The organism is [Actinomadura] parvosata subsp. kistnae, assembly GCF_900323885.1.
Lineage (GTDB): Bacteria > Actinomycetota > Actinomycetes > Streptosporangiales > Streptosporangiaceae > Nonomuraea > Nonomuraea composti.
On sequence record NZ_OOHJ01000011.1, the window covers coordinates 137,876 to 161,142 of the forward strand.

Annotated in this window: 22 protein-coding genes; 9 read left to right on the plus strand and 13 right to left on the minus strand. The window is 74.2% G+C overall.

Annotated features, from left to right (window positions below; translation table 11 throughout):
* Positions 1-113 precede the first annotated feature (113 nt).
* Genes KIS93_RS11315 through KIS93_RS11325 form a run of 3 tightly spaced genes read left to right on the plus strand, consistent with a single transcriptional unit; the run spans position 114 to position 2,472 of the window.
* Positions 114-821, plus strand: a complete 708-nt coding sequence (locus KIS93_RS11315) for an ABC transporter ATP-binding protein (protein ID WP_080040011.1) — start codon at positions 114-116, stop codon at positions 819-821.
* Positions 818-1,600: a hypothetical protein gene (locus tag KIS93_RS11320; protein WP_080040012.1), complete on the plus strand. Its 783-nt coding sequence runs from the start codon at positions 818-820 to the stop codon at positions 1,598-1,600. The genes KIS93_RS11315 and KIS93_RS11320 overlap by 4 nt, the downstream gene beginning before the upstream one ends.
* Positions 1,600-2,472, plus strand: a complete 873-nt coding sequence (locus tag KIS93_RS11325; RefSeq protein ID WP_080040013.1) for a hypothetical protein — start codon at positions 1,600-1,602, stop codon at positions 2,470-2,472. Before KIS93_RS11320 ends, KIS93_RS11325 begins: the two co-directional genes overlap by 1 nt.
* A 153-nt stretch (positions 2,473-2,625) precedes the next feature.
* Here the strand turns inward: KIS93_RS11325 and KIS93_RS11330 are convergent, their stop codons facing one another.
* Complete coding sequence (locus tag KIS93_RS11330) at positions 2,626-3,006, minus strand: winged helix-turn-helix transcriptional regulator (RefSeq protein WP_080040014.1); 381 nt, start codon at positions 3,004-3,006, stop codon at positions 2,626-2,628.
* A gap of 200 nt (positions 3,007-3,206) precedes the next feature.
* Between KIS93_RS11330 and KIS93_RS11335 the strand changes: the two genes are divergently transcribed.
* Positions 3,207-5,336, plus strand: coding sequence for a PQQ-dependent sugar dehydrogenase (locus KIS93_RS11335; RefSeq protein ID WP_222107403.1), 2,130 nt, complete (start codon positions 3,207-3,209; stop codon positions 5,334-5,336).
* A 218-nt stretch (positions 5,337-5,554) separates the two neighbouring features.
* Here KIS93_RS11335 and KIS93_RS11340 read toward each other — a convergent pair whose 3' ends face one another.
* Both KIS93_RS11340 and KIS93_RS11345 read right to left on the minus strand, forming a co-directional pair.
* Positions 5,555-5,776 (minus strand): hypothetical protein, encoded by a 222-nt coding sequence (locus KIS93_RS11340; RefSeq protein WP_186404102.1) that lies wholly within the window; start codon positions 5,774-5,776, stop codon positions 5,555-5,557.
* Positions 5,773-8,130, minus strand: a complete 2,358-nt coding sequence (locus KIS93_RS11345) for a DUF6493 family protein (protein ID WP_186404103.1) — start codon at positions 8,128-8,130, stop codon at positions 5,773-5,775. The genes KIS93_RS11340 and KIS93_RS11345 overlap by 4 nt, the downstream gene beginning before the upstream one ends.
* Before the next feature lie 234 nt (positions 8,131-8,364).
* Here KIS93_RS11345 and KIS93_RS11350 point away from each other — a divergent pair, with 234 nt between their 5' ends.
* Together KIS93_RS11350 and KIS93_RS11355 are read left to right on the plus strand one after the other, a co-directional pair.
* Positions 8,365-9,000 (plus strand): chemotaxis protein CheB, encoded by a 636-nt coding sequence (locus KIS93_RS11350; RefSeq protein WP_080040017.1) that lies wholly within the window; start codon positions 8,365-8,367, stop codon positions 8,998-9,000.
* Positions 9,001-9,077: 77 nt separating this feature from the next.
* A complete protein-coding gene (locus KIS93_RS11355) occupies positions 9,078-9,755 on the plus strand; it encodes a flavin reductase family protein (protein ID WP_080040018.1) in 678 nt (225 codons plus the stop codon).
* A 7-nt stretch (positions 9,756-9,762) separates the two neighbouring features.
* Here the strand turns inward: KIS93_RS11355 and KIS93_RS11360 are convergent, their stop codons facing one another.
* Positions 9,763-10,677 carry a zinc-binding dehydrogenase gene (locus tag KIS93_RS11360; RefSeq protein ID WP_080046887.1) on the minus strand — a complete coding sequence of 305 codons (915 nt, stop codon included), beginning with the start codon at positions 10,675-10,677 and terminating at the stop codon, positions 9,763-9,765.
* 225 nt (positions 10,678-10,902) lie between these two features.
* Between KIS93_RS11360 and KIS93_RS11365 the strand changes: the two genes are divergently transcribed.
* The 3 genes from KIS93_RS11365 to KIS93_RS11375 all read left to right on the plus strand — a co-directional run bounded on the left by KIS93_RS11365 (position 10,903) and on the right by KIS93_RS11375 (position 13,719).
* The gene (locus tag KIS93_RS11365) at positions 10,903-11,430 is read left to right on the plus strand and encodes a TetR/AcrR family transcriptional regulator (RefSeq protein ID WP_246005252.1); all 528 of its coding nucleotides are present in this window, start codon (positions 10,903-10,905) and stop codon (positions 11,428-11,430) included.
* A 102-nt stretch (positions 11,431-11,532) separates the two neighbouring features.
* Positions 11,533-12,705 carry a hypothetical protein gene (locus KIS93_RS11370; RefSeq protein WP_155127846.1) on the plus strand — a complete coding sequence of 391 codons (1,173 nt, stop codon included), beginning with the start codon at positions 11,533-11,535 and terminating at the stop codon, positions 12,703-12,705.
* Positions 12,706-12,786: 81 nt separating this feature from the next.
* Positions 12,787-13,719, plus strand: coding sequence for an alpha/beta hydrolase (locus tag KIS93_RS11375; protein ID WP_080040020.1), 933 nt, complete (start codon positions 12,787-12,789; stop codon positions 13,717-13,719).
* 45 nt (positions 13,720-13,764) lie between these two features.
* Here the strand turns inward: KIS93_RS11375 and KIS93_RS11380 are convergent, their stop codons facing one another.
* From KIS93_RS11380 to KIS93_RS11420, 9 genes are all read right to left on the minus strand, one after another.
* Positions 13,765-15,417, minus strand: coding sequence for an AMP-binding protein (locus KIS93_RS11380; protein ID WP_080040021.1), 1,653 nt, complete (start codon positions 15,415-15,417; stop codon positions 13,765-13,767).
* A gap of 171 nt (positions 15,418-15,588) precedes the next feature.
* Entirely contained in the window at positions 15,589-16,731 is a 1,143-nt protein-coding gene (locus KIS93_RS11385; protein ID WP_080040022.1) for an NAD(P)/FAD-dependent oxidoreductase, read from the minus strand.
* 1 nt (position 16,732) lies between these two features.
* Positions 16,733-17,542, minus strand: a complete 810-nt coding sequence (locus KIS93_RS11390) for an ABC transporter permease (protein ID WP_080040023.1) — start codon at positions 17,540-17,542, stop codon at positions 16,733-16,735.
* Positions 17,539-18,414 carry an ABC transporter permease gene (locus tag KIS93_RS11395; protein WP_080040024.1) on the minus strand — a complete coding sequence of 292 codons (876 nt, stop codon included), beginning with the start codon at positions 18,412-18,414 and terminating at the stop codon, positions 17,539-17,541. Before KIS93_RS11395 ends, KIS93_RS11390 begins: the two co-directional genes overlap by 4 nt.
* A complete protein-coding gene (locus KIS93_RS11400) occupies positions 18,375-19,451 on the minus strand; it encodes an ABC transporter ATP-binding protein (protein ID WP_080046889.1) in 1,077 nt (358 codons plus the stop codon). Before KIS93_RS11400 ends, KIS93_RS11395 begins: the two co-directional genes overlap by 40 nt.
* A 5-nt stretch (positions 19,452-19,456) precedes the next feature.
* Positions 19,457-20,488: an ABC transporter substrate-binding protein gene (locus tag KIS93_RS11405; RefSeq protein ID WP_080040025.1), complete on the minus strand. Its 1,032-nt coding sequence runs from the start codon at positions 20,486-20,488 to the stop codon at positions 19,457-19,459.
* Positions 20,485-21,531, minus strand: a complete 1,047-nt coding sequence (locus KIS93_RS11410) for an ABC transporter substrate-binding protein (RefSeq protein WP_080040026.1) — start codon at positions 21,529-21,531, stop codon at positions 20,485-20,487. Before KIS93_RS11410 ends, KIS93_RS11405 begins: the two co-directional genes overlap by 4 nt.
* 132 nt (positions 21,532-21,663) lie before the next feature.
* Complete coding sequence (locus KIS93_RS11415; protein WP_186404104.1) at positions 21,664-22,398, minus strand: GntR family transcriptional regulator; 735 nt, start codon at positions 22,396-22,398, stop codon at positions 21,664-21,666.
* Positions 22,399-22,490: 92 nt separating this feature from the next.
* Positions 22,491-23,267, minus strand: coding sequence for an ABC transporter permease (locus tag KIS93_RS11420; protein ID WP_080040028.1), 777 nt, complete (start codon positions 23,265-23,267; stop codon positions 22,491-22,493).

The following is a 23,267-nucleotide window of genomic DNA, read 5'->3' on the forward strand; positions in this document are numbered from 1 at the left end:
GGCCGACCGGCACAAGACCGCGTTGCGAAGCACGCCCCACACCGCGGGCCGCAGCACCGATGTCAACCTTTGGCCGACGCGCGCGCCGCGCCCCTACTGGGACGCTGAGAACCATGATCGAAATCACCGGTCTGACCAAATACCACGGCGGAAGAGCCGCCATCCAGGACGTCTCGTTCGCCGTCCGCCCCGGCCGCGTCACAGGTTTCCTCGGCCCCAACGGCGCGGGCAAGTCCTCCACGCTGCGCATCCTGCTCGGCCTGGACCGCGCCGACGCGGGCTCCGCGCTCATCGGCGGCAGGCCGTACCGTGAGCTGCGCGATCCGCTGCGCACAGTCGGCTCGCTGCTGGAAGGCAGCGGCGCCCACCGGTCCAGGACGGCGCGCGCCCACCTGGGGTGGGTGGCGCACAGCAACGGCATCCCCAAGCGGCGGGTGGGTGAGGTGCTGGAGCAGGTGGGGCTGGCGGACGCGGCCGGCAGGCGGGTCGGCGGGTTCTCGCTGGGGATGGGGCAGCGGCTCGGTATGGCCGCCGCGCTGCTGGGTGAGCCGGCCGTGCTGGTGCTGGACGAGCCGGTCAACGGCCTCGACCCGGACGGGATCCGGTGGATCCGCCGGCTGCTCAGGGAGTACGCCGCCGACGGGCGTACGGTGCTGCTGTCCAGCCATCTCATGAGCGAGATGGCGGAGACCGCGGACGACCTGGTGGTGATCAGCGCGGGACGGGTGATCGCCGCCGGCCCGCTCGCCGAGGTCACCGCCGGGCACGCCTCGCTCGAAGAGGCCTTCTTCGCGCTCACCGACGCCGCGAGCGGGCGATGAGCGGCTACGGCGCGGTCGGCGCCGAGCTGCGCAAGCTCGTCACGCTCCCCTCGGCCCTGGTCGCCACCGCTCTGGGCACCGTGTTCACGCTCGGCGTCACCGCCATGTCCGTCGGACGGCTGCGCGACCGGCTCGACGCGGGCGCCCCCGACGACGGCTCCCGCCTCGACCTCGCGCTGAACATGAGCGCCCCGGGCGTGATCAGCGTGATCGTCCTGGGCATTGTGATCATCAGCAGTGAGTACGCCGTCAACGGCAAGGACGCGGGCGGCGGCCGTCAGATCCCCGTCACGCTCACCGCCGTCCCGCGGCGCGGCAGGCTGCTCGCCGCCAAGGCCGTCGCGCTGGTCCTGGCCAGTGGCGCCGTCGCGGCCGTCACCATCGGCGGCGCGATCCTGATGTCCCGGGTCATGCTGGGTGACCGCGGCACCCCGATGGGCGAGGTGGTGGCGGCGCTCGGGTGGCGGCCGGCCGGGGCGGTGGCGTACTGGGTGCTCACGGCGTTGATCGCGTTCGCCGTCACGGTCATGACGCGCAGCGGCATCGTCCCCATGGTGGCCTTCATCGCGAACACCACTCTCGTCTCGGTCACGTTCCTGCTCACCAAGGTGACCCCGCTGGCCAGGTACCTGCCGGACGTCGCGGGCGCGCAGATGTTCGCCACCGGGTACCCCGCCGAGTCGATGGTCGAGCCGCTGACCGGCGCGTTCGTCATGGCGGGCTGGGCGGTCGCGCTTCTCGCGGTCGCCGTCACAGTCTTCCTGCGCAGGGACGCGTGATGAGCAACCATCCGTGGAACACCGTGGCGGCGGAGCTGGCCAAGCTGCGCACGCTCCCCGCCGTCCTCGTCACGATCGCCGTCACCGTCGTCGTCGCCGCCGGGCTCGGCGCGGCCCTGGCCGCCGCGCCGTCCGACCGGCCGCTCGGCGCGGTGGACGCGGCGCTGCACGCCGTCGACTACGCCCAGACGGGGCTCCTCGTGCTGGGGGTGCTGGCCGTCGCCTCCGAGTACGCCGGCAGCCAGGCCCGCACCACCCTCACCGCCGTCCCGGGCCGGTTGCTGCTGATGGCCGGGAAGGTGACCGCCTATCTGATCACGGGGGGCATGACGGCGCTGCTCACCGTGGCGGCGGCCCTCACCGGTGCCATGATCGTGCATGGTGGCGGCCTGGTGCGCGATGACGGCCGGCTGGACAGTGGCGGCCCGGTGGGCGGTGGCGGCTCGGTGGGCGATGATGGCCCGGTGGGCGGTGGCGGCCTGGCGGACGGTGCTGGCCTGGTGAATGGTGGCGGCCTGGCGGACGGTGGCGGCCTGGTGAGTGGTGGCGGCCTGGTGGGTGGTGAGGATGTGGCGGTGCTGTTGCGTGCCGCCGCGTACCTCGTGCTGATCGGGCTGCTCGCGCTGGCCGTGGCCGCCCTCGTCAGGGACGCCGTCGCCGCGTCCGCCGTGGTGCTGGCGCTCGTCCTCGTGCTGCCGCCGGTCCTGGCCGGCGTCACCTCGCTGGCCGGGTACCTGCCGGGTGCGGCCGGTGCCCGCCTGTACCAGGCGGGGGCGGGGCTGAGCCCGTTCGAGGGCGGGCTGGTGCTGGGGTGTTGGCTCGCCGCCGCCCTGGCGGTCGCCGCGATCTCCTTCATCCGGCGGGACGCCTAAGGTCAAGGGACGGCTAAGGCCGCAGGACGGCTAAGGCCGCAGGACGGCTAGGGCCACGGGACGGCAAGGTCGCGGGACGCCTCAGGTCGCGGGACGGCCAAGGCCACGGACGCCTGAGGTCGCGGGACGGCTAATGTCGCCGGACGCCTGAGGTTAGGTGTCGAAGCGATGGCGGGCGGACTCGATGTGGCTCAGGTGCTCGTGCGTCCAGTCGCAGATCAGATCGACCGTCGCCCGCAGGGCGCGCCCCGGCCCGGTGAGGGTGTACTCGACGCGTGGCGGCACCGTCGGGTGCACCGTCCGCTCGGCCAGGCCGTTGCGCTCCAGCATGCGCAGGTTCTGGGTGAGCATCTTGTGGCTGATGCCCTCGACCTGGTCCCGCAGCTCGCTGAAGCGCAGCGTGCGGTCGCCGAGGGTCTCGATGATGAGCAGCGCCCACTTGTTGGCGACGTCGGAGAAGATCTCCCGCGCCAGGGAGTCGGCCCGCCGCAGGTCCGCTTCGTCGTACAGGGCGCTGGCCTGCTTGCTCCCCATGAGGTCCTCCGTCAGGTACGTTCTGCCACGTCGGCCCTCACTCTCCTACGGTTTCCCGGTAACCGCAAGAGAGCACGGAAGCGGCTGTGGATTCGATCTTCTGCCGGAGTTACCGTCACAAGCGCTGAACCCGGTGCTGAATGTGCGGATCGTACCGGTGCGCCCGAGTGGCTTCCCAGACGATCGAGTCGAGGTCCGGCATGCACATCCCGTTACTCGCGGTCCTGATCGCGCTCGCGCCCCTCGACGTGAAGGTGAACTTCTCGGACCAGGCCACGGCCCCGCCCACGGGGTACGTCCGCGACTTCGGCGAGGCGTACGGGCCGCGTTCCGGCGGCCTGACGTACGGCTGGGTCCAGGAGGGCACCACCACCCCGCTGTCGCTGGTCGGCAACGGCCGCAACCGCGCCACCGGCGCGGATGTGCGCCTGGACACGCTGGTCCACATGCAACTGCCCGCGGGCTCGGCGGGCGTCAGGACGCCGGGCGCCTGGGAGCTCGCGGTGCCGGCCGGCGCCTACCGGGTCACGGCGGCGGTCGGCGACCCGTCCCACACCGACAGCCGCCACTGGCTCGACGTCGAGGACCAGAACGGCATCGCCGCCTTCACCCCGTCCACCGCCGAACGCCACCGCACCGTCACCAGGACCGTCACGGTCACCGACGGCCGGCTCACGCTCAGCGCCGCCGGCGGCGTCAACACCAAGCTCGACTACGTGGACGTCACCCAGCTCACCACCCCCGCCCCGAGCGTGCGGCGCACCACCCCGGCCAACCGCGCCACCGGTGTCCCCGTGACCGGCGCCGTGGTCGCCGACCTGCGGCTGATCGCGGGCGGCGTCGCCATCGGCTCGCTCACCCCGGGCAGCGCCACGATCAGGCGGGTCAGCGATGGCGCCGCCGTCCCGGTCGAGGTCGCCACCAGCGGCGGCGGCGACACCATCAACGTCGCCCCCACCACCGCGCTCCAGCCGGACACCCTCTACCGGCTCGACATCACCAGCGCGATCACCGACACCTCCGGCGCCCCCTTCCAGCCGTACTCGATGGTCTTCACCACCGGCTCGCCGCCGGGCGGCGAACCCGCCTTCGACAAGGTCGTCTCCGGGGCGGGCGGCGCGCCGTACACGAGCGTCGCGAAGGGGCCGGACGGGCGCCTGTACGCGGCCACGCTGACCGGCCAGATCCGCCGCTACACGATCAACGCCGACGGGACGCTGACCGGCGAGCTGATCATCAATACGGTACGGAACGAGCACGGCGGCGCCGACCGCACCGTCATCGGCCTCGCCTTCGACCCCGCCTCCACGGCCGCCGCCCCGATCCTGTGGATCACCGACAACCAGGCGTACGCAGGCGCGGACGTACCGGAGTGGACGAGCAGGATCGCCCGGCTGAGCGGCCCGAACCTGGGCACCTACACCGCGGTCGTCACCGGGCTGCCCCGCTCGGCCCGCGACCACGAGACGAACTCGCTGGCGTTCGGCCCCGACGGCGCCCTCTACCTCACCCAGGGCTCCATGAACGCCATGGGCGCGCCCGACGGCGCCTGGGCCGGCCGGCCCGAGCGGCTGCTGAGCGCCGCCGTGCTGCGGCTCGACCCGGCAAGGCTGCCCGCGACGCTCCCGCTGGACGTGCGGACCGAGGCGGGCGGCGGCTACGACCCCTACGCCGCCGGAGCCCCGCTCACCTTGTACGCCACCGGCGTGCGCAACGCCTACGACCTGGTCTGGCACAGCAACGGCCACCTGTACGCGCCCACGAACGGCTCGGCCGCCGGCGGCAACACGCCCGCCACGCCGAGCCCGCTGCCCGCCTCCTGCGCGCGCCGCGGCTACACCGGCCCGCAGGTGCCCGCGATCACCGGCAACCCTCAGGACGAGACCGACTACGTCTTCGACGTCAAGCCCGGCCGCTACTACGGCCATCCGGTGCCGGCCCGTTGCGAATGGGTGCTGACCGGCGGCAACCCGACCGCCGCCGCCGACCCGTTCCAGGTCAACGCCTACCCGGCCGGCACGCTGCCGGACCCGAACCTGGACCTGGCCGGGATCTTCGACGCGGGCGCGCACGCGTCGGCGGACGGCGTCATCGAGTACCGCTCGGCGGGGCCGCTGCAGGGCAAGCTCATGATCGTGCGATACAGCACGGGGCAGGACATCATGACGTTCGACGTGGGGCCGGGCGGCGCGCTCAGCAACCGGACGACCGGGATCGCGGGGCTGACCGGGTTCGCCCAGCCGCTCGACCTCGTCGAGGACCGCGCCAACGGCAACCTGTACGTGACCGAGCTGGGCGGCCAGCGCATCACCTTGCTCCGCCGCCGCTGACCGCCCCGACACGACGCCGCATCCGGACCGATGCGGCGCAGGCAGGCGATCCGCCCCGGTGCGGCACCGCATTCGGGCCGATGCGGCGAGCGCAGGCGAACCGGTCCGGTGCGGCGCCGTATCCGGGCCGCTGCGGCGGGCGCAGGCGATCCGCTCCGGCGCCGCCGGCGATCCGATCGGATGCGGCCCAGCGATCCGCCCCGGCGCAGCACCGCTGGTCAGCGTAAGGGTGCCGGGGTGACGAGCTGGATGAGGCGGCGGGCCTCCATGACCAGCCGGCTCGACCCCTTGCGCGCCGCGACCGCCGCCACCTCCGGCAGCTCCGCTCGTACGCCCGCGATCCTGGCCGCCCGCGCGCCCGCCGCCAGCAGGTCGGGCGCGCCGGCGCGGGGCCGCTCGCCCTCCTTGGGCAGCAGCCCCTCCAGCACCCCGGAGATCACCGCCCACACCTCCTCGTGCGCCCCGCCTGGGTGGCGTCGTCGAGGACGGAGACCACCCGGTTGAGCTTGACGAGGTCGGCCGTGACCAGGGTGGTCACCGCGTCGGCCAGCGAACGGGCCGGGAGGTCGCCGCGGGCGGCGAGCGTGAGGAAGGCGTCGGTGGCGGCGGCCCGCTCGGCGGGGTTGACGTGGCCCATGCCGCAGACGAGGGCGTGGGCGGCGGCGGGGCCGAGGGGACCGTCGCCGTGGGCGAGGGTGGTCAGGGCCTGGGTCTGCCGGTCGTTGGCGTCGGTGGAGGCGGGCAGGTAGCCCACCAGGTGGGCGGCGGCGAGCTCGCGGTGGGCGGGCAGGGCCAGGGGCCACCAGGTCAGCGTGTAGGTGTGGCCGTCGCGCGGCTCGTACAGGGCGCGGATCTCCTCGGGCAGGCCCGGGGCCGGCGGGCCGAGCTTGGCGTGCAGCGTCAGACCGTAGGTCGTCGGCCGCACGGCGACGGTGACCTCCGGGTCGGCGAGGCCGCCGTCGCGCATCCAGGCGGCGCAGGTGCGGCCGGCCGCCGAGGTGAGCCGGGAGGCGCGCTCGACGTCGGCGGGGGCGAACCGGCGAGGCAGCCGCAGGAGCGCCTGCGCCAGGTCGGCGGGCAGGGCCGCCACACCCGCCGCCTCCAGCCGCTCCAGGCGGTCGAGCAGCGCCGACGGGTCGAGCCGGCCGGTGCCCGCCGTGGGGGTGGCCAGCAGGACGGGGTAGCCGGTGCCGTTCTCGAAGGGCGTCACCAGCTCCATGGCGCGGCGGCGGTAGAGCCGCTCCGGAGCGCCGGGAGCGCCGTCGAGGCGCCGCTTCGGGACCTGCGCCGTCAGCTTCCTGCTGTGCTCGGGGGCGGCGAAGGCGAGGAAGGCGCGGGACATGGCGGTGAACAGGCTTTCGCGCAGCTCGCGGCCCTGGTGCCCGTAGGTGGCGGGGCTGAACGGGTGCCACCACGGCCGCAGCGCCTGCCGGAGCCGTTCGGGCTCGCGGTGCGACCATGCGGCCAGGCCCGCGAGGAGGCGCTCGAAGGCGTGCACGTCGGGCGGCCACCCGAACGCCGCCAGCTCTCGCACCAGCTCCTCCGGCGAGGCGATGGGCGGCGGCAGCGCCGGCCCCTCCCCCGCCGGGAGCAGCGGCGCGACGGGCGGCGCCGCCGCGGCGATGTCGCCTCCGTAGGCCGCCGACACCTTCTCCCGCAGCTCCGCGGGCAGCTCGGCGGCCGCCTGCCGGACCGCCTCGCGCCCGGCGGGCCCGGCCTGCGGCGCGAGCCTGACGGCCAGGCGGGCGGCGCGCTCCTGCAGCGCCAGGGTGTCTTGGGTGAAGATCGTGGCGAGGGCGGCGAGGACGGTGTCGGCGCGGCCCGCGTCACGCAGCACCGCGTCGCCCGCCCACGACACGGCCGCGCGCAGCAGCTTCTTCTCCGGCCGGAACGCCAGCGCCCCCATCGCCTCGGCGAACAGCTCCTCCGCGAGCCGCCCCGCCTCCTCCAGCCGGCGCAGCTGCGCCAGCGCCACGTCGGCCACCGCGACCGGGCCCGCGGGCAGGAGCCCCGCGTAGTCTCGGGCGTGCCGAGCCGACTCGTCGATGTCGAGGTCGAGGCGGTCGTGCAGGCCCGCGAGCTCCGCCCGGGCCGCCGGGCCGTCGCGCAGCATCCGCCGCACGACGGCGTCGATCACGGCCGTGCGGTCGAGCAGGCCGTCGTGGACGAGCCGGGCGACCGTCTCGACGACCTGCCAGAGCGGCGCCTGGGCGAGGGCGTCGATCTCGAAGACGCGCGGCCCGTACGCGGCGAGCAGCGGGTCGCGCCCGGCCGTCTCCGGGCGCAGCCGGCGCAGCCATCCCACGACGAACGCCTCGTCGGCGGGCGGCTCGATGCCCGTCTCGCGGACCAGCGCGGCGGCGATCTCCCAGTGCCGCGGCTGCGGCAGCCGCATGCGGGCGGCCAGGCGGCGGGCCACGTCGGCCCGCCACGCGGCCGGGCGCCGGCGCAGCAGGCCGAGCAGCAGCTCGACGTCGTGCTCGCCCAGCCAGCGGGGCAGCTCGCGCCGGAACAGCCACGTCGTCACCGCCGCCGCGCCGGTGAGCGTGGCCACGCCCGCCACCAGGAGCGGCCTGCCCTGCGCGGCCCACTCGCGCCAGCCCGCGGTGCGCGCGGTGGCGGTCACGTAGGCGGGCAGCCGTGCCGCGACGGCCCTGCGGCCCGGCTCGTCGAGCGTGCTCAGGTATGCCGCCAGCCCTGGAGCGTCGCCGGCCGTGACCCTCGCGAGGGTCTCCTCCCAGGGGTGCGGGGACGAGGGTCGGGCGCCCGGGTGCGCCGCCAGAGCTTGTGCCATGACCGGGGACACTAGCGAGCGCCCACGACAATTCCGGGATCATGCGCGGGGAGGGCTCGCCCGCCTTCGGGGAGCAGCGCACGGCAGCGGCGTCGTACAGTGAAATATCGGGACTTAAGTCCCTTGCTACGGCGACATCACCTGCCATCTCATGGAATCGGGAGCCCCGGCACGACGTCCGGGCAAGGAGCGCGCCGTCACGCGTTCCTGACTCCTGGGGGAAGGAGCGCCGTCATGGTCTCCGGCATCGACCGGCCAGGGCCTGCCTCGGCGGACACCGCCGGCGGCCCGGTCGTCGCCATCGTCTCCTCGGCCGGGGGGCTCGTCGCGTCCGGCGCCGTCCTGGCGGGCCTGCCCGCCGACCTGCGCGCCGCCGTGATCGTGCTGCAGCACATGGCGCCCGACTACAAGAGCGTCCTGCCGGAGATCCTGGGCCGGCGCACCCCGCTGCCGGTGGCGGCGGCCCGCGACGGCCAGCCGCTGCTCCCCGGGCGGGTGGCGGTCGCGCCGCCCGGCTCGCACCTGCTGGTGACCGCCGGCCGGCGGCTCGCGCTGAGCCCTTCCGGCCAGTACCCGCCGTCCCGGCCCTCCGCCGACCTGCTGCTGGTGAGCCTCGGCCTGGCCGTGGGACCGGACGCCATCGCGGTCGTCCTGTCGGGCAAGGGCAACGACGGGGCGACGGGGGCCGCGGCCGTGCACCGCTTCGGCGGCACCGTCATCGCCACCGACGCCGCCACCAGCATCCACTTCGACATGCCGGCGGCGTGCATCGACCAGGACGAGATCGTCGACCACGTCGTGCCCCTGGACCGGGTGGCGCCGCTCCTGCTCGGCCTGGTCCACCGGCCTTGCCTGGGCGCACACGCCTGACCGTTCGGACGGAGGCCCGAACGGGAGGTCCGAAGTCCGCCAGCGCCCGGCGGGAGCGGCCACGACACTGATGGCTCATGAGCGACATCATGACCACCGACCACGTCCGTATCGAACCGAACATCCTCTACTTCGGCACCCCCGTCGTCCTGATCTCCACCTCCAACGAGGACGGCTCGCCCAACCTGGCCCCCATGTCGTCCGCGTTCTGGCTGGGCTGGCGCGGCATGCTCGGGCTCGGCGCCAGGTCGAAGACCGCCGCGAACCTGCGCAGGACCCGCGAATGCGTGCTGAACCTCCCCTCCGACGCGCTCGCGGCTGCCGTGGACCGGCTGGCGCTCACCACGGGCTCCGACCCGGTGCCCGAGCGCAAGTACGAGCGGGGTTACCGGCATGTGCGCGACAAGTTCGGGCACGCGGGGCTGACCGCCGTGCCGTCGGAGGCGGTGGCGCCGCCGCGGGTGGGCGAGTGCCCGGTGGCGATGGAGTGCGTGGTGGAGGCGGTGCATCCGGTGGGTGACGGCGGGGTGCTCACGTTCGAGGTGCGGGTGGTGCGGGTGTGGGCGCACGAGGAGATCCGGCTCGCCGGGACGGACGACCACATCGACCCGGACGCGTGGCGGCCGTTGATCATGAGCTTCCAGAAGCTCTACGGCCTCGGGCCGCAGGTGCACTCGTCCAGGCTGGCCAGCATTCCCGAGCGGCTCTACCGGACGGACGACATCGACCGCGCCCGCGCCGAGAACGCGGGGTGAAGGGGCGTCAGGCGGGCGGGACCACGTCCAGGACGGCCTTGCCCGCCACGCGCCGCTCCAGCAGCGCCCGCGCCGCCTCGCCGTAGCGCTCCCACGGCCCTCGCCAGCCGATCTCGGACGAGAGCCGCCCCGCCGCGGCGAACCCGAGCAGCGTCGCCAGATCCGGCCCCACCTCCCGCACGTCGCCGAACGTGCTCATCGTCTTGGCCGGCCCGACGAAGAACAGCGAGTACGGCTCGAACACGGCCGGCTCGTCGGAGGCCCAGCCGATGTTCTGCACGCTCCCGCCGGCGGCCAGGAGCTGCCAGGCGGCGGCGAGCTGGGGCCCGCCCACGTTGTCGAGGATGAGGTCGACGGGCCGGTCGATGCCCTCCAGCCCGACCACCACCTCGTGGGCGCCCAGCTCGGCCAGCCCCTCACCGCGCCGGGCCGACCCCACCGAGGCGATCACGTGGGCGCCGCCCAGGGCGGCGAGCTGCACCGCGTACCGGCCGACGCCACCCGCGGCGCCGGTGATCAGCACCCGCCGTCCCAGGATGTCGCGGGTACGGAGCGTGCGCAGCGCGGTGACGCCGGCCATCGGCAACGCGGCGGCGTCGGCGAGGTCCACCTCGGCGGGGACCTCGGCGACCGCGGTGACGTCCACGGCCATCCGCTCCGCCCAGGCTCCCTCCCCGAACGCCGCGACCCTTGTCCCTTCGGCGGGCCCCGTCCCGTCGGCCGCCGCGCGTACGACGACTCCGGCGGCGTCGTAGCCGTGCACGGTCCCGGCCGGGCGGCGGCCGGCGAAGGCGACCTCGCCCCGGTTGAGCGAGATGTGCCGCACCTCGACGAGGAGCTGGTGGGGCGCCGGCTCGGGGTCGGCGGTCGGGCCGAGGCGCAGGGCTCCGGGGGCGTCCCGGTCGACGATGAGTGCGCGCATGTCCATCCTTCCATCAGGCGGACCGGCGGTCCGCTTGTCAGGACGGTAGCATAATCGGACCAGTAGTCCGCATCCGTTCCTGTGAGGCCACATGACCGCTACCGACCGCGCCCCGCGGACCGAACCGGCCCCGCGAACCGACCGCGCCCGCGGACCGAACCGGCCCCGGGGACCGGCCGCGCCCAGCGGGCCGAACGGGCCGACGCCGCCCGCAACCGCCTGGCGGTGCTGCGCGCGACCGAGCAGCTGCTGGCCGAGGGCGGCGGGGACCACGTGTCGCTCGACCGGGTCGCCGCGCTGGCCGGGGTCGGGAAGGGCACGGTGTTCCGGCGGTTCGGGAGCCGGGCCGGGCTGCTGCAGGCGCTGCTGGAGGAGCGTTCGCGCGAGCTGCGCGAGGCGGTCGTGAGCGGCCCGCCGCCCCTCGGGCCCGGAGCGCCCGCCCGCGAGCGGCTGCACGCCTTCCTCGACGGACTCGGAGCCATCGCCGAGGGCAACGCCGTCCTGCTGGCGGCGCACGAGCAGGCCTGCGCGGAGGACAAGTACGGCGACCCGAGCTACCTCTTCTGGCACGGCCACGTCAGCGCCCTGCTCGCCGCCGAACGCCCCGGCCTCGACGCGGACTTCCTGGCCCACGCCGTGCTCGCCACGTTCGACGGCGACCTGATCCGGCACCTGACCACGCCGGGCGATCCGCGGCGCTTCACCCGTTCCGTGCAGGAGATGGCGGCGGCGATGCTCGGCCCGGCCGGCTGACGTCGATTCCCCCGTTCCCAGAAGGTCGCGGCTCGTCCAGAATCAGGGTGCCGGCCATGTCGCCTCGGAACAGATCCGCCGCCCGCCCCTGGAGGTGCCGCGATGACGAGATCTCACGACCACCGGGTCAATGGCGTGCGGACGGCCCTGATCGCCGGCTCCGCGGCGGTCGCCGTCACCGTCGTGACGCTCGCCGCCACCCTCCTGCTGAACGGCGGCGAACGCCCCGCCGCGAGCCCCCCGCCCTCCCCCGACCAGGTCGTTCCCGAGCTACCCGAGCCGTCCCCGGAAGACCTCGTCCCGGTCACCGCCACCCTGCCCGCCTCCGGGGTGGGGCCGGTCCGCTACGCCTACTACGACTTCTGCCAGGACAAGTGGAAGCCCGGCGAGGACAACGCGCCCGTCGCCGACGAGACGTGCCTGCAGTGGAAGGTGGTCCTGCCGGACGGGACGCGGTACCGGGTCGCGGACGCACTGAGCATCTACACCGACCAGACCAAGAAGAACTACATGAACACCGCCGCGCCCCTGGCGATCTCCCAGGACGGGCGGCGCATCGCCTACTACGACCCGCGGCGGGAACGCTTCGCCGTCCGGGAGCTCGGCACCGGCCAGGTGTGGGAGATCCCCCGGCACGTCGAGCGGGCCACCATGGTGAAGAACGGCGCGCTGATCGCGTTCTCCCCCGACGGGAGCCGGCTCGGCCTCAACCTGGTCGGCCGCGCCCGGGTCGTGGTGGACGTCGAGAGCGGGCAGGTCGTCGAGAAGGTGCCCGGCGGGTGGTACTTCCTCTATCCCGCCGACGAGGGCGTCCCCATGGTGGTGGAGCGCGGGAACGGCCGGTTCGGCGTGCTGGCGGACGGCGCGGTCAAGGCCCTGCGCGACTGGCCGACCTGGATGATTGCGGGGACCGTCAGCCCGGACGGCACCACCGTCGCCCTGCTGACCGGCCCCGCGCGGCAGGGCGAGCACATGACGAGCGGCGAGCCGTACGACAAGATCGTCACCGTGGACCGGGTGAGCGGCCAGGTCGCCTCCGAGGTGGGCCTGGACGCGCCCCCGAACATGGGGCCGTACCGGCTCGGCCAGTGGCTCAACGCGCACGAGGTGCTGGCACTGGGCGGCACCGCGCCGGTGCCGGGCGACGGCCGGCTGCGCGACATGGGCGAGACCCGCTACGCGATCGACGTCACCACGGGCAAGGTCCGCGAGCTCGACCGCTACCGGCTGCCGCCCTGGGGCGGCAGCGTCTCGGCGCCCGGCTTCCCCGGCTGACGGGCCCGATAGGGTACGGCGTGACCCGCGACGGCACCGCACACCGGGCGGGCCCGCGTCCGCGCACCGAGGGGGAATTTCATGCGACCGGCCCAGACCGACGAGCTCGCCGACCCGGAGCTGACCGCGTTCGTCGAGGCGGCCCGCGCCCCCGGGCCGTCGGTGCGGGAGCTGGGCGCGGCGGCGGTGCGGCGCGCCCAGCGCGAGCGGGTGATGGCGCGGCCGCGCGGGCCGGAGCTCGCCGAGGTGTCCGATCGGGACGCCGCGGGTGTTCCCGTGCGCGTCTACCGGCCCGGCTCCGTGCGGCGCGGGACGGTCGTGTACGCCCATGGCGGGATGTGGACGATCGGCGACCTCGACTCCCACGACCGGGTCTGCCGCCGCCTGGCCGCCACCACGGGCGCGACCGTGGTGGCCGTCGACTACCGTCGCGCCCCGGAACACCCGTGGCCGGCTGCGGTGGACGACGTCCTCACCGCGATCACCTGGGCCTCCGAAGACGGCGACGCGGGTGGCGGGCCGCTGGTCGTCATGGGGGACAGCGCCGGCGGTCACCTGGTCGCGCTGGCCTGCCTGCGCCTCCGCGACGCGGGCGGCCCGATGCCCGGCGCGCAGGTGCTGGTCTGCCCCAACACCGACCTGACCCTGTCCCTGCCGAGCACCCGCACCCTGGCCACCGGCTGGGGCCTGGACGTGGACGACGTGGCCTGGGGTGTCGAGGGCTGGGTGCCCGATCCGGGCATGCGGGCGCGGCCTGATGTGAGCCCGCTGTTCGCGCAGGTCGGCGGGCTGCCGAGGGCTGTCGTCGTGACGGCCGAGTACGACCCGCTGCGGGACGAGGGCGACGCGTACGCGGCCCGGCTGGTGGAGGCGGGCGTCCCGGTCACGCACCGCCGCGAGCCCGGGATGGTGCACGGGTTCCTCACCCTGGACACGGTGTCGCCCGCCGCGGCAGCGGCAGGTGAACGCGTGTTCGCCGACGTCGCCGCGCTGATGGAAAGCCCCGTGGTCTAGGAGGAAGCCCTGTGGTCCAGGAGGGCCGGGGCCAGTCCTGTAGGTCTAGGAGGGGCGGCCGAGGCGGGCGCGGTCCACCTTGCCGGTCTGGTTGCGCGGCACCGACGGCACGAACTCGACGTCGCGCGGCACCTTGAACCCGGCCAGCTCCTCCTTGACCGCCCGCCGCAGATCGTCGGCCGACAGCCGGGCCCCTTCGGCCGTCACCACGTACGCGGCCAGCCGCTGCCCGTACTCGTCGTCCGGCACCCCCATGACCGCCACGTCGGCCACGCCCGGCACGCGGGCCAGGACGTTCTCCACCTCCTGCGGGAACACGTTCTCGCCGCCGGAGACGATCATGTCGTCGTCGCGCCCGTCGATGAACAGCAGGCCGCGCTCGTCGCGGTGGCCGAGGTCGCCGGTGGGCAGCAGCCCGTCCTGCCCGGCGCCGGCACCGAAGGTGAGGCCGCCGCCGACGAGCACCCGCCCCACCTGCCCGGCCGGCTGCTCGTGATCGCCGGCGCCGGCGATGCGCACGGTGGCGCCGCGCGGGGGCCGGCCGACGGTGTCGGGCGCGGTACGGAGGTCGGCGGGCGTGGCCAGGGCCGCCCAGCCCGCCTCGGTGGAGCCGTAGAGGTTGTAGAGGACGTCCCCGTAGGCGTCCATGAACGCGGTGGCCAGGTCGGGCCGCAGCGCCGAGCCGCCGGAGAGCACCACCCGCAGGTGCGGCAGCGGCCGGGGCGGGCGGGCCAGGAGGCGTTTCAGCATCACCGGGACGGCGATCAGCGCGCCGGCGCGGTGCCGGTCGAGGGCGTCGAGCACGGCCTCGGGGTCGAAGCGGCGCATGAGCACGACGGGGCAGCCGAGCACGAGCGCGACCGCGTACCAGAGCAGCCCGAGCCCGTGGAACAGCGGCGGGGCGATGAGCATCGGCTCCCCGCCGCGCACCGGCACGGTGGCCAGCATCGACAGGAACGGCTCGGCCATGGCGGTCAGGGACAGCCGCCGCGGCGCGCCCTTGGGGGCGCCGGTGGTGCCGGAGGTGAGCAGCACGAGCCGCCCGGGCCGCCGCGGCACCGGCACCCCATCGGACCGCGAGCCCCCGCCCGAGCTCGCACCTGAGCCCGCGCTCACACCTGAGCCCCCACCTGAGCGCGCGCTCACACCTGAGCCCCCACCTGAGCCCGCCCCGCCGGAGCCCTCCTTGATCAGCGCGTCCAGGTCGCCGGCTCGCAGGCCGTCGAAGTCCACGCGGGGCAGCCCGGGGTCGGCGATGAGGGCGTGCACGCCCTCGCGCCGCAGCACGTCCCGAAGCTGCGGCCCCGCCAGGCCCGTGTTGAGGAGCAGCAGGTCGGCGCCCAGCCGGGACACGGCCGCGATCGCCTCGGCGAAGCCGCGGTCGTTGGGCCACATGACGGCCACCGTCGTGCCCGGCCCCACCCCGAGCCGCCGGTGCAGGCCCGCCGCGAGCGCCGCCGCCCGGGCGTCGAGCTGGGCGAACGTGAGCGTGCCCGCCTCGTCGATGATCGCCGGCCGGTCGGGCCAGCGTGCCGCCGCGACGGCCAGCCCGGTGGCGGGGGTGAGGTGGAAGTGCCGGTACGCCTCCACCATGCGGGCGAGCGCGGCGGGATGGACCGGGCCCAACAGCCCGTTGCGGACGAGCGCGGCGGCGGTCTCGAGCCCGAAGCCGCCCAAGTCGGCCAGCCTTCCGATCATCAGCGCACCAGGCCTTTCCAGAGGACGGGGAGGAGGTACGCGTACCCGCCGGGACCGCGAAGGAACCCCCAGCGCCCGCACGGCGCCACTGCCCGGACCGCGAAAGAACCCTCAGCGCCCACACGGCCTCGCTGCCCGGACCGCGACAAAAGCCTCAGCGCCCGCACGGTGTCACTGCTGGCCGGGGCGGCGTGCCGGGGTCGGGGCCGGGCCGGCGGTGCCGTCGGTGAAGCGGGCCGGCCGGAAGGGCGCCAGCAGCGCCGACTCCTGCCCGAACACCTCCCCCGCGACCTCCTCCATGAGCAGCGGCGCCAGCGTGACCCCGCTGTGCGTGGCCACCGTGTAGACGCGCCGCTCCGCGTCGGCGAACCCGGCGACGGTGAGCCCGTCACCGGGCATGGCCCGCTGCCCGACCACGGCCCGCTCGACGGCGGCGCCTTCGGTGGCGCGCAGCACGCCGGGCAGCAGCGCCAGCATCTCGGCCAGCACCGGCTCGGGCACCGGCGCGGCGGGGTCGGCGAGGCCGTCCAGGGGCAGGGACTGCAGCAGCAGCCGGCCGCCGCCGTCCGGGCGCAGGTTGAGCGCGGCGGTGGTGAGGACGCGGGACAACCGGGCGGGCACCGGCGTGGTGGTGACGAGGAAGCCGTTGGTGACGGTGCCGGACACGGCGGGGTCCAGCATGGGCACGGTCAGCCCGGCCAGGGCGGCGACGTGCTGGGTCCAGCGGCCGGCGCAGGTGACGACGAGGTCGCCGGCGAACGTGCGGCCGTCGGCCACGCTCACCTTCGCCCCGGACGCGGAGATCTCGATCGCGCTGACCTCGGCGCCGCACTCGACGGTGGCGCCGAGGTCGCGGGCCTCGCCGAGCAGGCGGCCGAGCAGGCGCAGCGGCTGGACGTAGCCCTCGCCGGGGAAGAACACGTACGCGGTGCCGGGCGGCGGCGGCACGAGGTCGGGCTCCAGGGCGAGGGCGCGGCGGGCGGTGACGCGCTCGACCGGGTAGCCCATGCCGAGCAGCCGGGTGACGCGGGCCTCCAGGAGCTGCTTGTGCTCGTCGGTGACGGCGCATTCGAGGTTCCCGGTGGGGAAGAACCAGTCGCCGGGGAACTGGTGGTGGGCCCAGACGGCGGCGTGGTTGAGGTCGTAGTACGCCTGGGGCGTCTTGTTGTTGGCGTTGACCCACGCGACCGAGGTGGAGCTGGTGCCCGCTCCCGGGGTGCGCGCCTCCAGCACGGTGACCTGGGCGCCGCGCCGGGTGAGACCGGCCGCGACGGCGGCTCCGACGACCCCCGCGCCGATGACGACGACTCGCACGCTAGCTCCTTTCCTGGGTGTCGGCGCCGAACAGCTTGGCCACGCCGACGAAACGTTCGATGACGACGACGGCGATCACGGCGAACAGCACCATGAGGGTGCCGATGGCGGTGACGGTCGGGTCGTAGTCGTACTGCATGTAGTTGAAGATCCGTACGGGCAGCGTCTGCAGGTCGGTGGTGACGACGAACAGGGCGACCGTCAGGTCGTCGAAGGAGGTGATGAAGGCGAAGAACGCGCCGCCGATCAGCGCCCCGCGCACGGCGGGCAGCGTGACGTGCCAGAACACCAGGAACGGCGGGGCGCCCAGCCCGGCGGCGGCCTTCTCGGCCGACCGGTCGAGCCCGGACAGCCCGGCCAGGACGAGCCGCACCGCGTACGGGACGGTCAGCACGAGGTGCGCGAGCAGCAGCGTGAACGGGCTGGAGGCCAGCCCCATCTGGGCGAACCACTGCAGCAGCCCGATGCCGAGCACGATCGTGGGCACCGCGAACGCGCTGGACAGCACCGCCTCCAGCGCGGCCCGGCCGGGGAAGCGGTGGCGGTGGATGGCCAGCCCGCCGGCCAGCCCCACCACGGCCGACAGGGCCGCCGCGGCCAGCGCCACGCCGGCGCTGAGCGCGAACGACGACAGGAACTCGGGCTTGGCCAGCACCTCGCCGTACCAGCGCAGGGTGAGGCCCTGCGGCGGGAACGTCACGTAGGAGGTGGCGGTCAGCGAGGAGGCGACGGTGACGGCGACGGGCGCGATGAGGAACAGCCCGACCAGCGTCGCGAACGCCGCCCCGAGCAGCCGGGTCAGGCGGGTCATCCGAACACCACCTCCCCGTTGCCGCGCCGCAGCAGCCGCGAGTAGCCGAGCAGCAGCCCGGTCGTGACGACCACGAGCACGAACCCGATCGCGGCCGCGTACGGCCAGTCGAGCGTGGTGGTGGCCTGCGTGTAGACGAAGTACGGCATGAGCTTGACCTTCGGCCCGCCGAGGATCGCCGGGGTGACGAAGCTGGAGGCGGTCAGGCTGAACACGATCATCGCGCCGGCGAGCATGCCGGGCGCCGACAGCGGCAGCGTGATGCGCCAGAAGCAGGTCCAGCCGGACGCGCCGAGCCCCTTGGCGGCCGGGACGAGCGTCGGGTCGATCCGGTCGAGGCTGCCCATGAGCGGCAGCACCATGTAGGCGAGCATGACGTGCACCATGCCGATCAGCACGGCCGTGTCGTTGTAGAGCAGTTGCGGCGGGGTGAGCCCGAGCGCCTGGAAGGCGGAGGCGACCGGCCCGTTGGGGCCGAGCACGACGAGCCACCCGTAGGCGCGGATGACCATGCTGATGAGCAGCGGCGACAGCAGGAGCAGCGCCAGCCGGTTGCGGACGCGGGGTGAGCGGGCGCGCATGTAGAGCGCGAACGGGTAGCCGACGAGCAGGCAGCCGGCCGTGGTCAGGGCGGCGACCTTGAGCGTGTTCCACAGCACGTCGCGGTAGAAGGGGTCGCCGAGGAAGCGTGCGTAGTTGCCGAGCGTGAACGCGCCGGTCTGCGTCCTGAAGCTGTTGGCCACCAGCGTGAACAGCGGCGCCACGAACAGCGCCGCGAAGATCACGATGGCGGGCAGCGCCAGCAGCAGGCCGGTGCGCCAGCGGGGGCGGCTCAGGCGCGCGCCGCCAGCGAGGCGTCCGACGGCCGCCATGTGCAGGTCACCTCCTCCCCTTCCTGCGGCACGGCGGCGTCGTACGGCAGCGCCGCCGTCACCTCGCCGGCCGGGGTGGCGACCACGCAGCGGATGCGCGAGCCGAGGAAGCGGGTCTCGCGGACGGTGCCGCGCAGCCCGTCCCCGTCGTGGCCGACGCGCACGACCTCAGGCCGCACGTACACGCGCACGGCGGCGCCCTTGGCGGGCGGCTCCCCGGCGGGGGTGGCGGCCACGGTGCGCCCGGCGATCTCGCAGGCGCCGCCGCCGAGCGCGGTGCCGTCGAGGGCGTTGACCTCGCCGATGAACTGGGCGACGAAGTCGGTGGCGGGCCGCAGGTAGATCTCCTGGGGCCGGTCGAGCTGGTGGATGACGCCGCCGGCCATGACGGCGATCCGGTCGGAGACGGCCAGCGCCTCCTCCTGGTCGTGGGTGACGAGGATGGCGGTGGTGCCGATGCGCCGCTGCAGCGCGGCGACCTCGTCGCGCAGCCGGACGCGGAGCTGGGCGTCGAGGTTGGAGAACGGCTCGTCGAGCAGCAGCAGGTCGGGCTGGATGACCAGGGCTCTGGCCAGGGCGGCGCGCTGCTGCTGGCCGCCGGACAGCTGGCGCGGGTGCCGCCCGGCCATGCCGTCGAGGCCGACCAGCTCCAGCATGTCGGCGACCCGGCGCCGGCGTTCTGCGGCGCCGACCTTGCGCATGCGCAGCCCGAACGCGACGTTGTCGGCGATCGTCAGGTGCGGGAACAGGGCGTAGGACTGGAAGACCATGCCCATGGAGCGGCGGTGCGGTGGCACGGTGGTGATGTCGCGGCCGTCCACCTCGATGAGCCCGCCGTCGGCGGCGAGGTGGCCGGCGATCATGTTCAGGGTCGTGGTCTTGCCGCAGCCGGACGGGCCGAGCAGGGTGAGGAACTCGCCGGGCTCGGTCTCCAGGTCGACGGCGGAGACGACCTCCTTGCCGCCGAGCACCTTGCGCACGCCGCTCAGGCGCAGCCGGCCGCGCCGCACCTCGGTGCTCGCGGGGGCGTCCGTCATGGTGGTCACTGCTCCACTTCCTTCGTCCACCGGTCGGTCCAGGCGGCGCGGTTGCCGTTGACGTCCTTCCAGTCCAGCGGGGTCATCGCGGCGGCCTGCTCGGGGCCGACGACCCGCTTGGCCAGGGCCGCGTCGAGGGTGGCGTCGGTGACGGTGGGCCCGTCGTACCCCTCGGCGGCGAGCTTGCGCTGGATGGCCGGCTCCAGCAGGGCGTTGACGAACTTCTGCGCCAAGGCGGCGTGTGGCGACTTGCTGACGACGTTCGCGGTGGCCAGCAGCGGGATGGCGCCCTTCTCGGGGTAGGCGAACTTGATCGGGAAGTCCTTGTCGGCGAGCGTCTCCACGCGGGAGCCGCCCCACACGGAGGCGACGGCCTGGCCCTGGAGGAAGTAGTTGGACACGTCGGCGGTGGTGTCGAAGGTGAAGGCGTTCGCGGCGACCTTCTTGATGGCGGCGAAGCCGGCCTCGACGGTGCCGCCGCTCTCGCGGGCGGCCAGCATGAGCGCGCCGACGCCGTAGGTGTTGCTGATGGACGGCAGCACGACCTTGCCCTTGAGCCTGGGGTCGGCCAGGTCCGACAGCTTCGTGGGGGCGGGCAGGTCGTGCTCGGCGTACCACTCGCTGTTGTACGCCAGCCCGGTGGCGGTCATCGCGAACCCGACGCCGACGTCCCCGGGCAGCCGGGCGACCTTCTCCACCTTGGCCAGCCGGGTGACGGCGGCCGGGTCGAGCGGGGCCAGCAGCCCCATCGCGGCGGCCTGCGCCTGCGGGCCGTCGTCGATGAGCGCGACGTCGATCTGCGGCGTGTCCCGCTGCGCCTTGAGCTTGGCGACGGTGTCGGTGGAGCTGCCGGCGATGTAGGTGACCCGGCAGCCGCACGTCTTCTCGAAGTCCGGCAGCACGGCCTGCTCGAAGGCCTCCTGGTACGAGCCGCCGTACCCGGCCACCACGAGCCTGCCCTCCTGGGCGGCCGGGCTCGGCGGGGCGCAGGCGGCCAGCCCGATGAGGGCCAGCGCCGCGGCGAGCAGCCTTGTCATGTGCTCTCGATCTCCTTGTTCCAGCGGTCCGTCCAGGCGGAACGGCTCTTGTTGATCGCCGCCCAGTCGAGCTTGCGCAGCTCGGCGGCCCGCTCCTGGGTGACGACCTTGGCGGCGAGCTCGGGAGGAAGCTGCACGCCCTTGACGGCCGGGCCGTTGTAGTTGGACGCGGCCATGGCCTGCTGGGCCGACGGCTCCAGCAGCGCGTTGACGAACTTCTGGGCCAGGCCGGCGTGCGGCGCCCCCTTCACCACGCTGACGGTGGCGATCAGCGGCAGGGCCCCTTCCTCGGGGTAGACGAACGCGATCGGGAAGCCCTTCTTGGCCAGCATCTGCACCCGGGAGTTGCCCCAGACGCTGGCGACGGCCTGGCCCTGGAGGAAGTAGTTGGACACGTCGGCGGTGGTGTCGAAGGTGACGGCGTTCGCGGCGATCCTCCTGACGCCGGCGAAGCCGGGGTCGATGCGGTGCTCGGAGCCGCCGCCGGTCCTGGCCGCGATGAGCAGCGCGCCCAGCCCGTACGTCTGCGTGATGGACGGCATCACGAGCCTGCCCTTGAGCTTGGCGTTCTCCAGGTCGGCCAGGCGCTTGGGGGCGGGCAGGCCGTTCTTGGCGTAGTAGTCGGTGTTGTAGGCGATGCCGGTGGCGTTGAGGGAGAAGCCGACGCCGACGTCGCCGGGCAGGCGGGCCAGGTCGATGACATGGGGCAGGTTCGTGACGGTCTTGGGGTCGAGCGGGGCCAGCAGGCCGGCCTCGACGGCCTGGTTCTGGACGCCGTCGTCGATGAGGGCGACGTCGATCTGCGGGGCCGCCCGCTGGGCCTTGAGCTTGGCGACGGTGTCGGTGGAGCTGCCGGCGATGTAGGTGACGCGGCAGGAGCAGCTCTTCTCGAAGCCGGGGATGACCGACTGCTTGAACGCCTCCTCGTACGAGCCGCCGTACCCGGCGACGACCAGCGTGTCCGGCGCGGCCGACGGGGTGGGGGCGGCGCAGGAGGTGAGGGCCAGGGCTGCGGCGGCGAGCCAGAGTGGTCGGTGGTTCATGGCGACGTGAGTGCCGGGCCGGCGGCAGAGGGCATGATCCGCTCCTTGTTCGGGCACCTGTTCTCGTGCATGGCTGGAGGCCGTGGCGCCGGGGGCGCGACGGGTGGGGGGTCCGATCGGGGATGGGGTGGGTCAGCTGTGGTCGGAGGAACCGCTCAGGTCCGTCTCCACGTAGAAGCGCTCGCTCCCGGGCGGGACGATCTCCTCCAGCAGCTCGGCGATCTCGCCGCGGCGGGTCCAGGTCTCGCGGGTCCAGCGGAAGACGGGGGTGCCCGCGGGCAGCCCGAACAGCTCCGCCTCGGCCGCGCCGAGCGCGTACGGCTCCACGTAGAGCCGGGCGCGGACCAGCTCGACCCCGCGGTCGCGCAGGTAGGCGTGGCTGGTCAGGGGCGCTAAATCCTGGTCGAGCAGGTCGGGGGCCAGCCGGAAGGGCAGCACGTGCAGCTCGGTGTTGGTCACCTTGCCGTCCGCGCCGAGCTTGTGGCGCTCCATCTGGACGACCGCCTCCTCGTCGGGCACGCCCGGCAGCCGCAGGCGCGCCGCCCGCGCGGGCAGCACCTGCGCCGAGACGACCCGGTGGTCGCCGTGCGTCTCCGGCCCCTGGATGAGCAGGCCGGTGAAGCGCAGCAGGTTGTGCTGTCCGACCGCCTGGGCCACGAAGCTGCCGCGCCTGCGGAAGCGGACGATGAGCCCGGCGTCGGCGAGGTCGCGCAGGGCCCGCTGCACGGTGATGCGCGAGACCTCGAACTCCTGGCAGAGCTCGACCTCGGTGGGGATCCGGGTTCCGGGGCCCCATTGGCCGCTGCGGATACGTGCCTCCAGCGCCCTGCGGATCTGCACATGAAGCAAGAGGTCACGTTCTGACATGACAAAATACTCGTGCTGGTGATTAGTCATGTCAATAGGGGATTAGACATAACTTATCGGCGTTTGCCGTGGTGAACGGCTTCCCGACCGGCTCAGCGGACCGCCGCGGTCTCCCGTACCCACGGCAGCAGCAGCCGCTCGGCCAGCACCAGCGCGTAGAACAACGCGATGCTCAGCACCCCCAGCAGCCCGATCGCCGCGAACGCCAGCGCCGTGTCCGAGCTCCCGCCCGCCTGCACGATCACGAACCCCAGCCCCGCGTCCCCCGCGCTGAACTCCCCGATCACCGCCCCCACCGACGCCAGCGGCATCGCCACCTTCAACCCCACGAACATCTGCGGCAACGCCGCCGGGAACCGGATCTTCACGAACGTCCGCCACCGCGGCGTGTCCAGCGACCTGGCCAGCTCCACCAGCTCAGGCGGCGTCGAGGCCAGCCCGCCCCACACCGACAACACCACCGGGAAGAAGCACACCAGCAGCGCCATCACCACCTTCGGCTGCTGCCCGAACCCCATCCACACCACCAGCAGCGGCGCCAGCGCCACCTTCGGCACCGCGTTGAAGGCCACCAGCAGCGGCGAGAACATCAGCTCCGCCACCCGGAACGCCGCGATCCCCATCCCGATCACCAGCCCGCAGCCCACCGACAGCACGAACCCCAGCACCGTCTCACCCAGCGTGATCAGCGCCTGCTCCAGCAGGTAACCCGGCAGCCGCAGGAACGCCGCCACCACCCCGCCGGGCGAGGGCAGCACGATCTCCGGGATCGCGAACGCCGACACCACCAGCGCCCACGCGCCGACCGCGACGGCCAGGCCCAGCGCGGACCAGCCCGCCGCGGCCGCCGCGCCCCTGCCCCGATCCAT

Coding starts and splice junctions, on each gene's coding strand:
- KIS93_RS11390 (WP_080040023.1), bottom strand. CDS start 17,542: ATGACCCGCCTGACCCGGCTGCTCGGGGCGGCGTTCGCGACGCTGGTC.
- KIS93_RS11400 (WP_080046889.1), bottom strand. CDS start 19,451: ATGACGGACGCCCCCGCGAGCACCGAGGTGCGGCGCGGCCGGCTGCGC.
- KIS93_RS11350 (WP_080040017.1), top strand. CDS start 8,365: ATGGTCTCCGGCATCGACCGGCCAGGGCCTGCCTCGGCGGACACCGCC.
- KIS93_RS11415 (WP_186404104.1), bottom strand. CDS start 22,398: ATGTCAGAACGTGACCTCTTGCTTCATGTGCAGATCCGCAGGGCGCTG.
- KIS93_RS11420 (WP_080040028.1), bottom strand. CDS start 23,267: ATGGATCGGGGCAGGGGCGCGGCGGCCGCGGCGGGCTGGTCCGCGCTG.
- KIS93_RS11325 (WP_080040013.1), top strand. CDS start 1,600: ATGAGCAACCATCCGTGGAACACCGTGGCGGCGGAGCTGGCCAAGCTG.
- KIS93_RS11320 (WP_080040012.1), top strand. CDS start 818: ATGAGCGGCTACGGCGCGGTCGGCGCCGAGCTGCGCAAGCTCGTCACG.
- KIS93_RS11355 (WP_080040018.1), top strand. CDS start 9,078: ATGAGCGACATCATGACCACCGACCACGTCCGTATCGAACCGAACATC.
- KIS93_RS11335 (WP_222107403.1), top strand. CDS start 3,207: ATGCACATCCCGTTACTCGCGGTCCTGATCGCGCTCGCGCCCCTCGAC.
- KIS93_RS11375 (WP_080040020.1), top strand. CDS start 12,787: ATGCGACCGGCCCAGACCGACGAGCTCGCCGACCCGGAGCTGACCGCG.
- KIS93_RS11405 (WP_080040025.1), bottom strand. CDS start 20,488: ATGACAAGGCTGCTCGCCGCGGCGCTGGCCCTCATCGGGCTGGCCGCC.
- KIS93_RS11330 (WP_080040014.1), bottom strand. CDS start 3,006: ATGGGGAGCAAGCAGGCCAGCGCCCTGTACGACGAAGCGGACCTGCGG.
- KIS93_RS11380 (WP_080040021.1), bottom strand. CDS start 15,417: ATGATCGGAAGGCTGGCCGACTTGGGCGGCTTCGGGCTCGAGACCGCC.
- KIS93_RS11370 (WP_155127846.1), top strand. CDS start 11,533: ATGACGAGATCTCACGACCACCGGGTCAATGGCGTGCGGACGGCCCTG.
- KIS93_RS11360 (WP_080046887.1), bottom strand. CDS start 10,677: ATGCGCGCACTCATCGTCGACCGGGACGCCCCCGGAGCCCTGCGCCTC.
- KIS93_RS11395 (WP_080040024.1), bottom strand. CDS start 18,414: ATGGCGGCCGTCGGACGCCTCGCTGGCGGCGCGCGCCTGAGCCGCCCC.
- KIS93_RS11345 (WP_186404103.1), bottom strand. CDS start 8,130: ATGGCACAAGCTCTGGCGGCGCACCCGGGCGCCCGACCCTCGTCCCCG.
- KIS93_RS11315 (WP_080040011.1), top strand. CDS start 114: ATGATCGAAATCACCGGTCTGACCAAATACCACGGCGGAAGAGCCGCC.
- KIS93_RS11410 (WP_080040026.1), bottom strand. CDS start 21,531: ATGAACCACCGACCACTCTGGCTCGCCGCCGCAGCCCTGGCCCTCACC.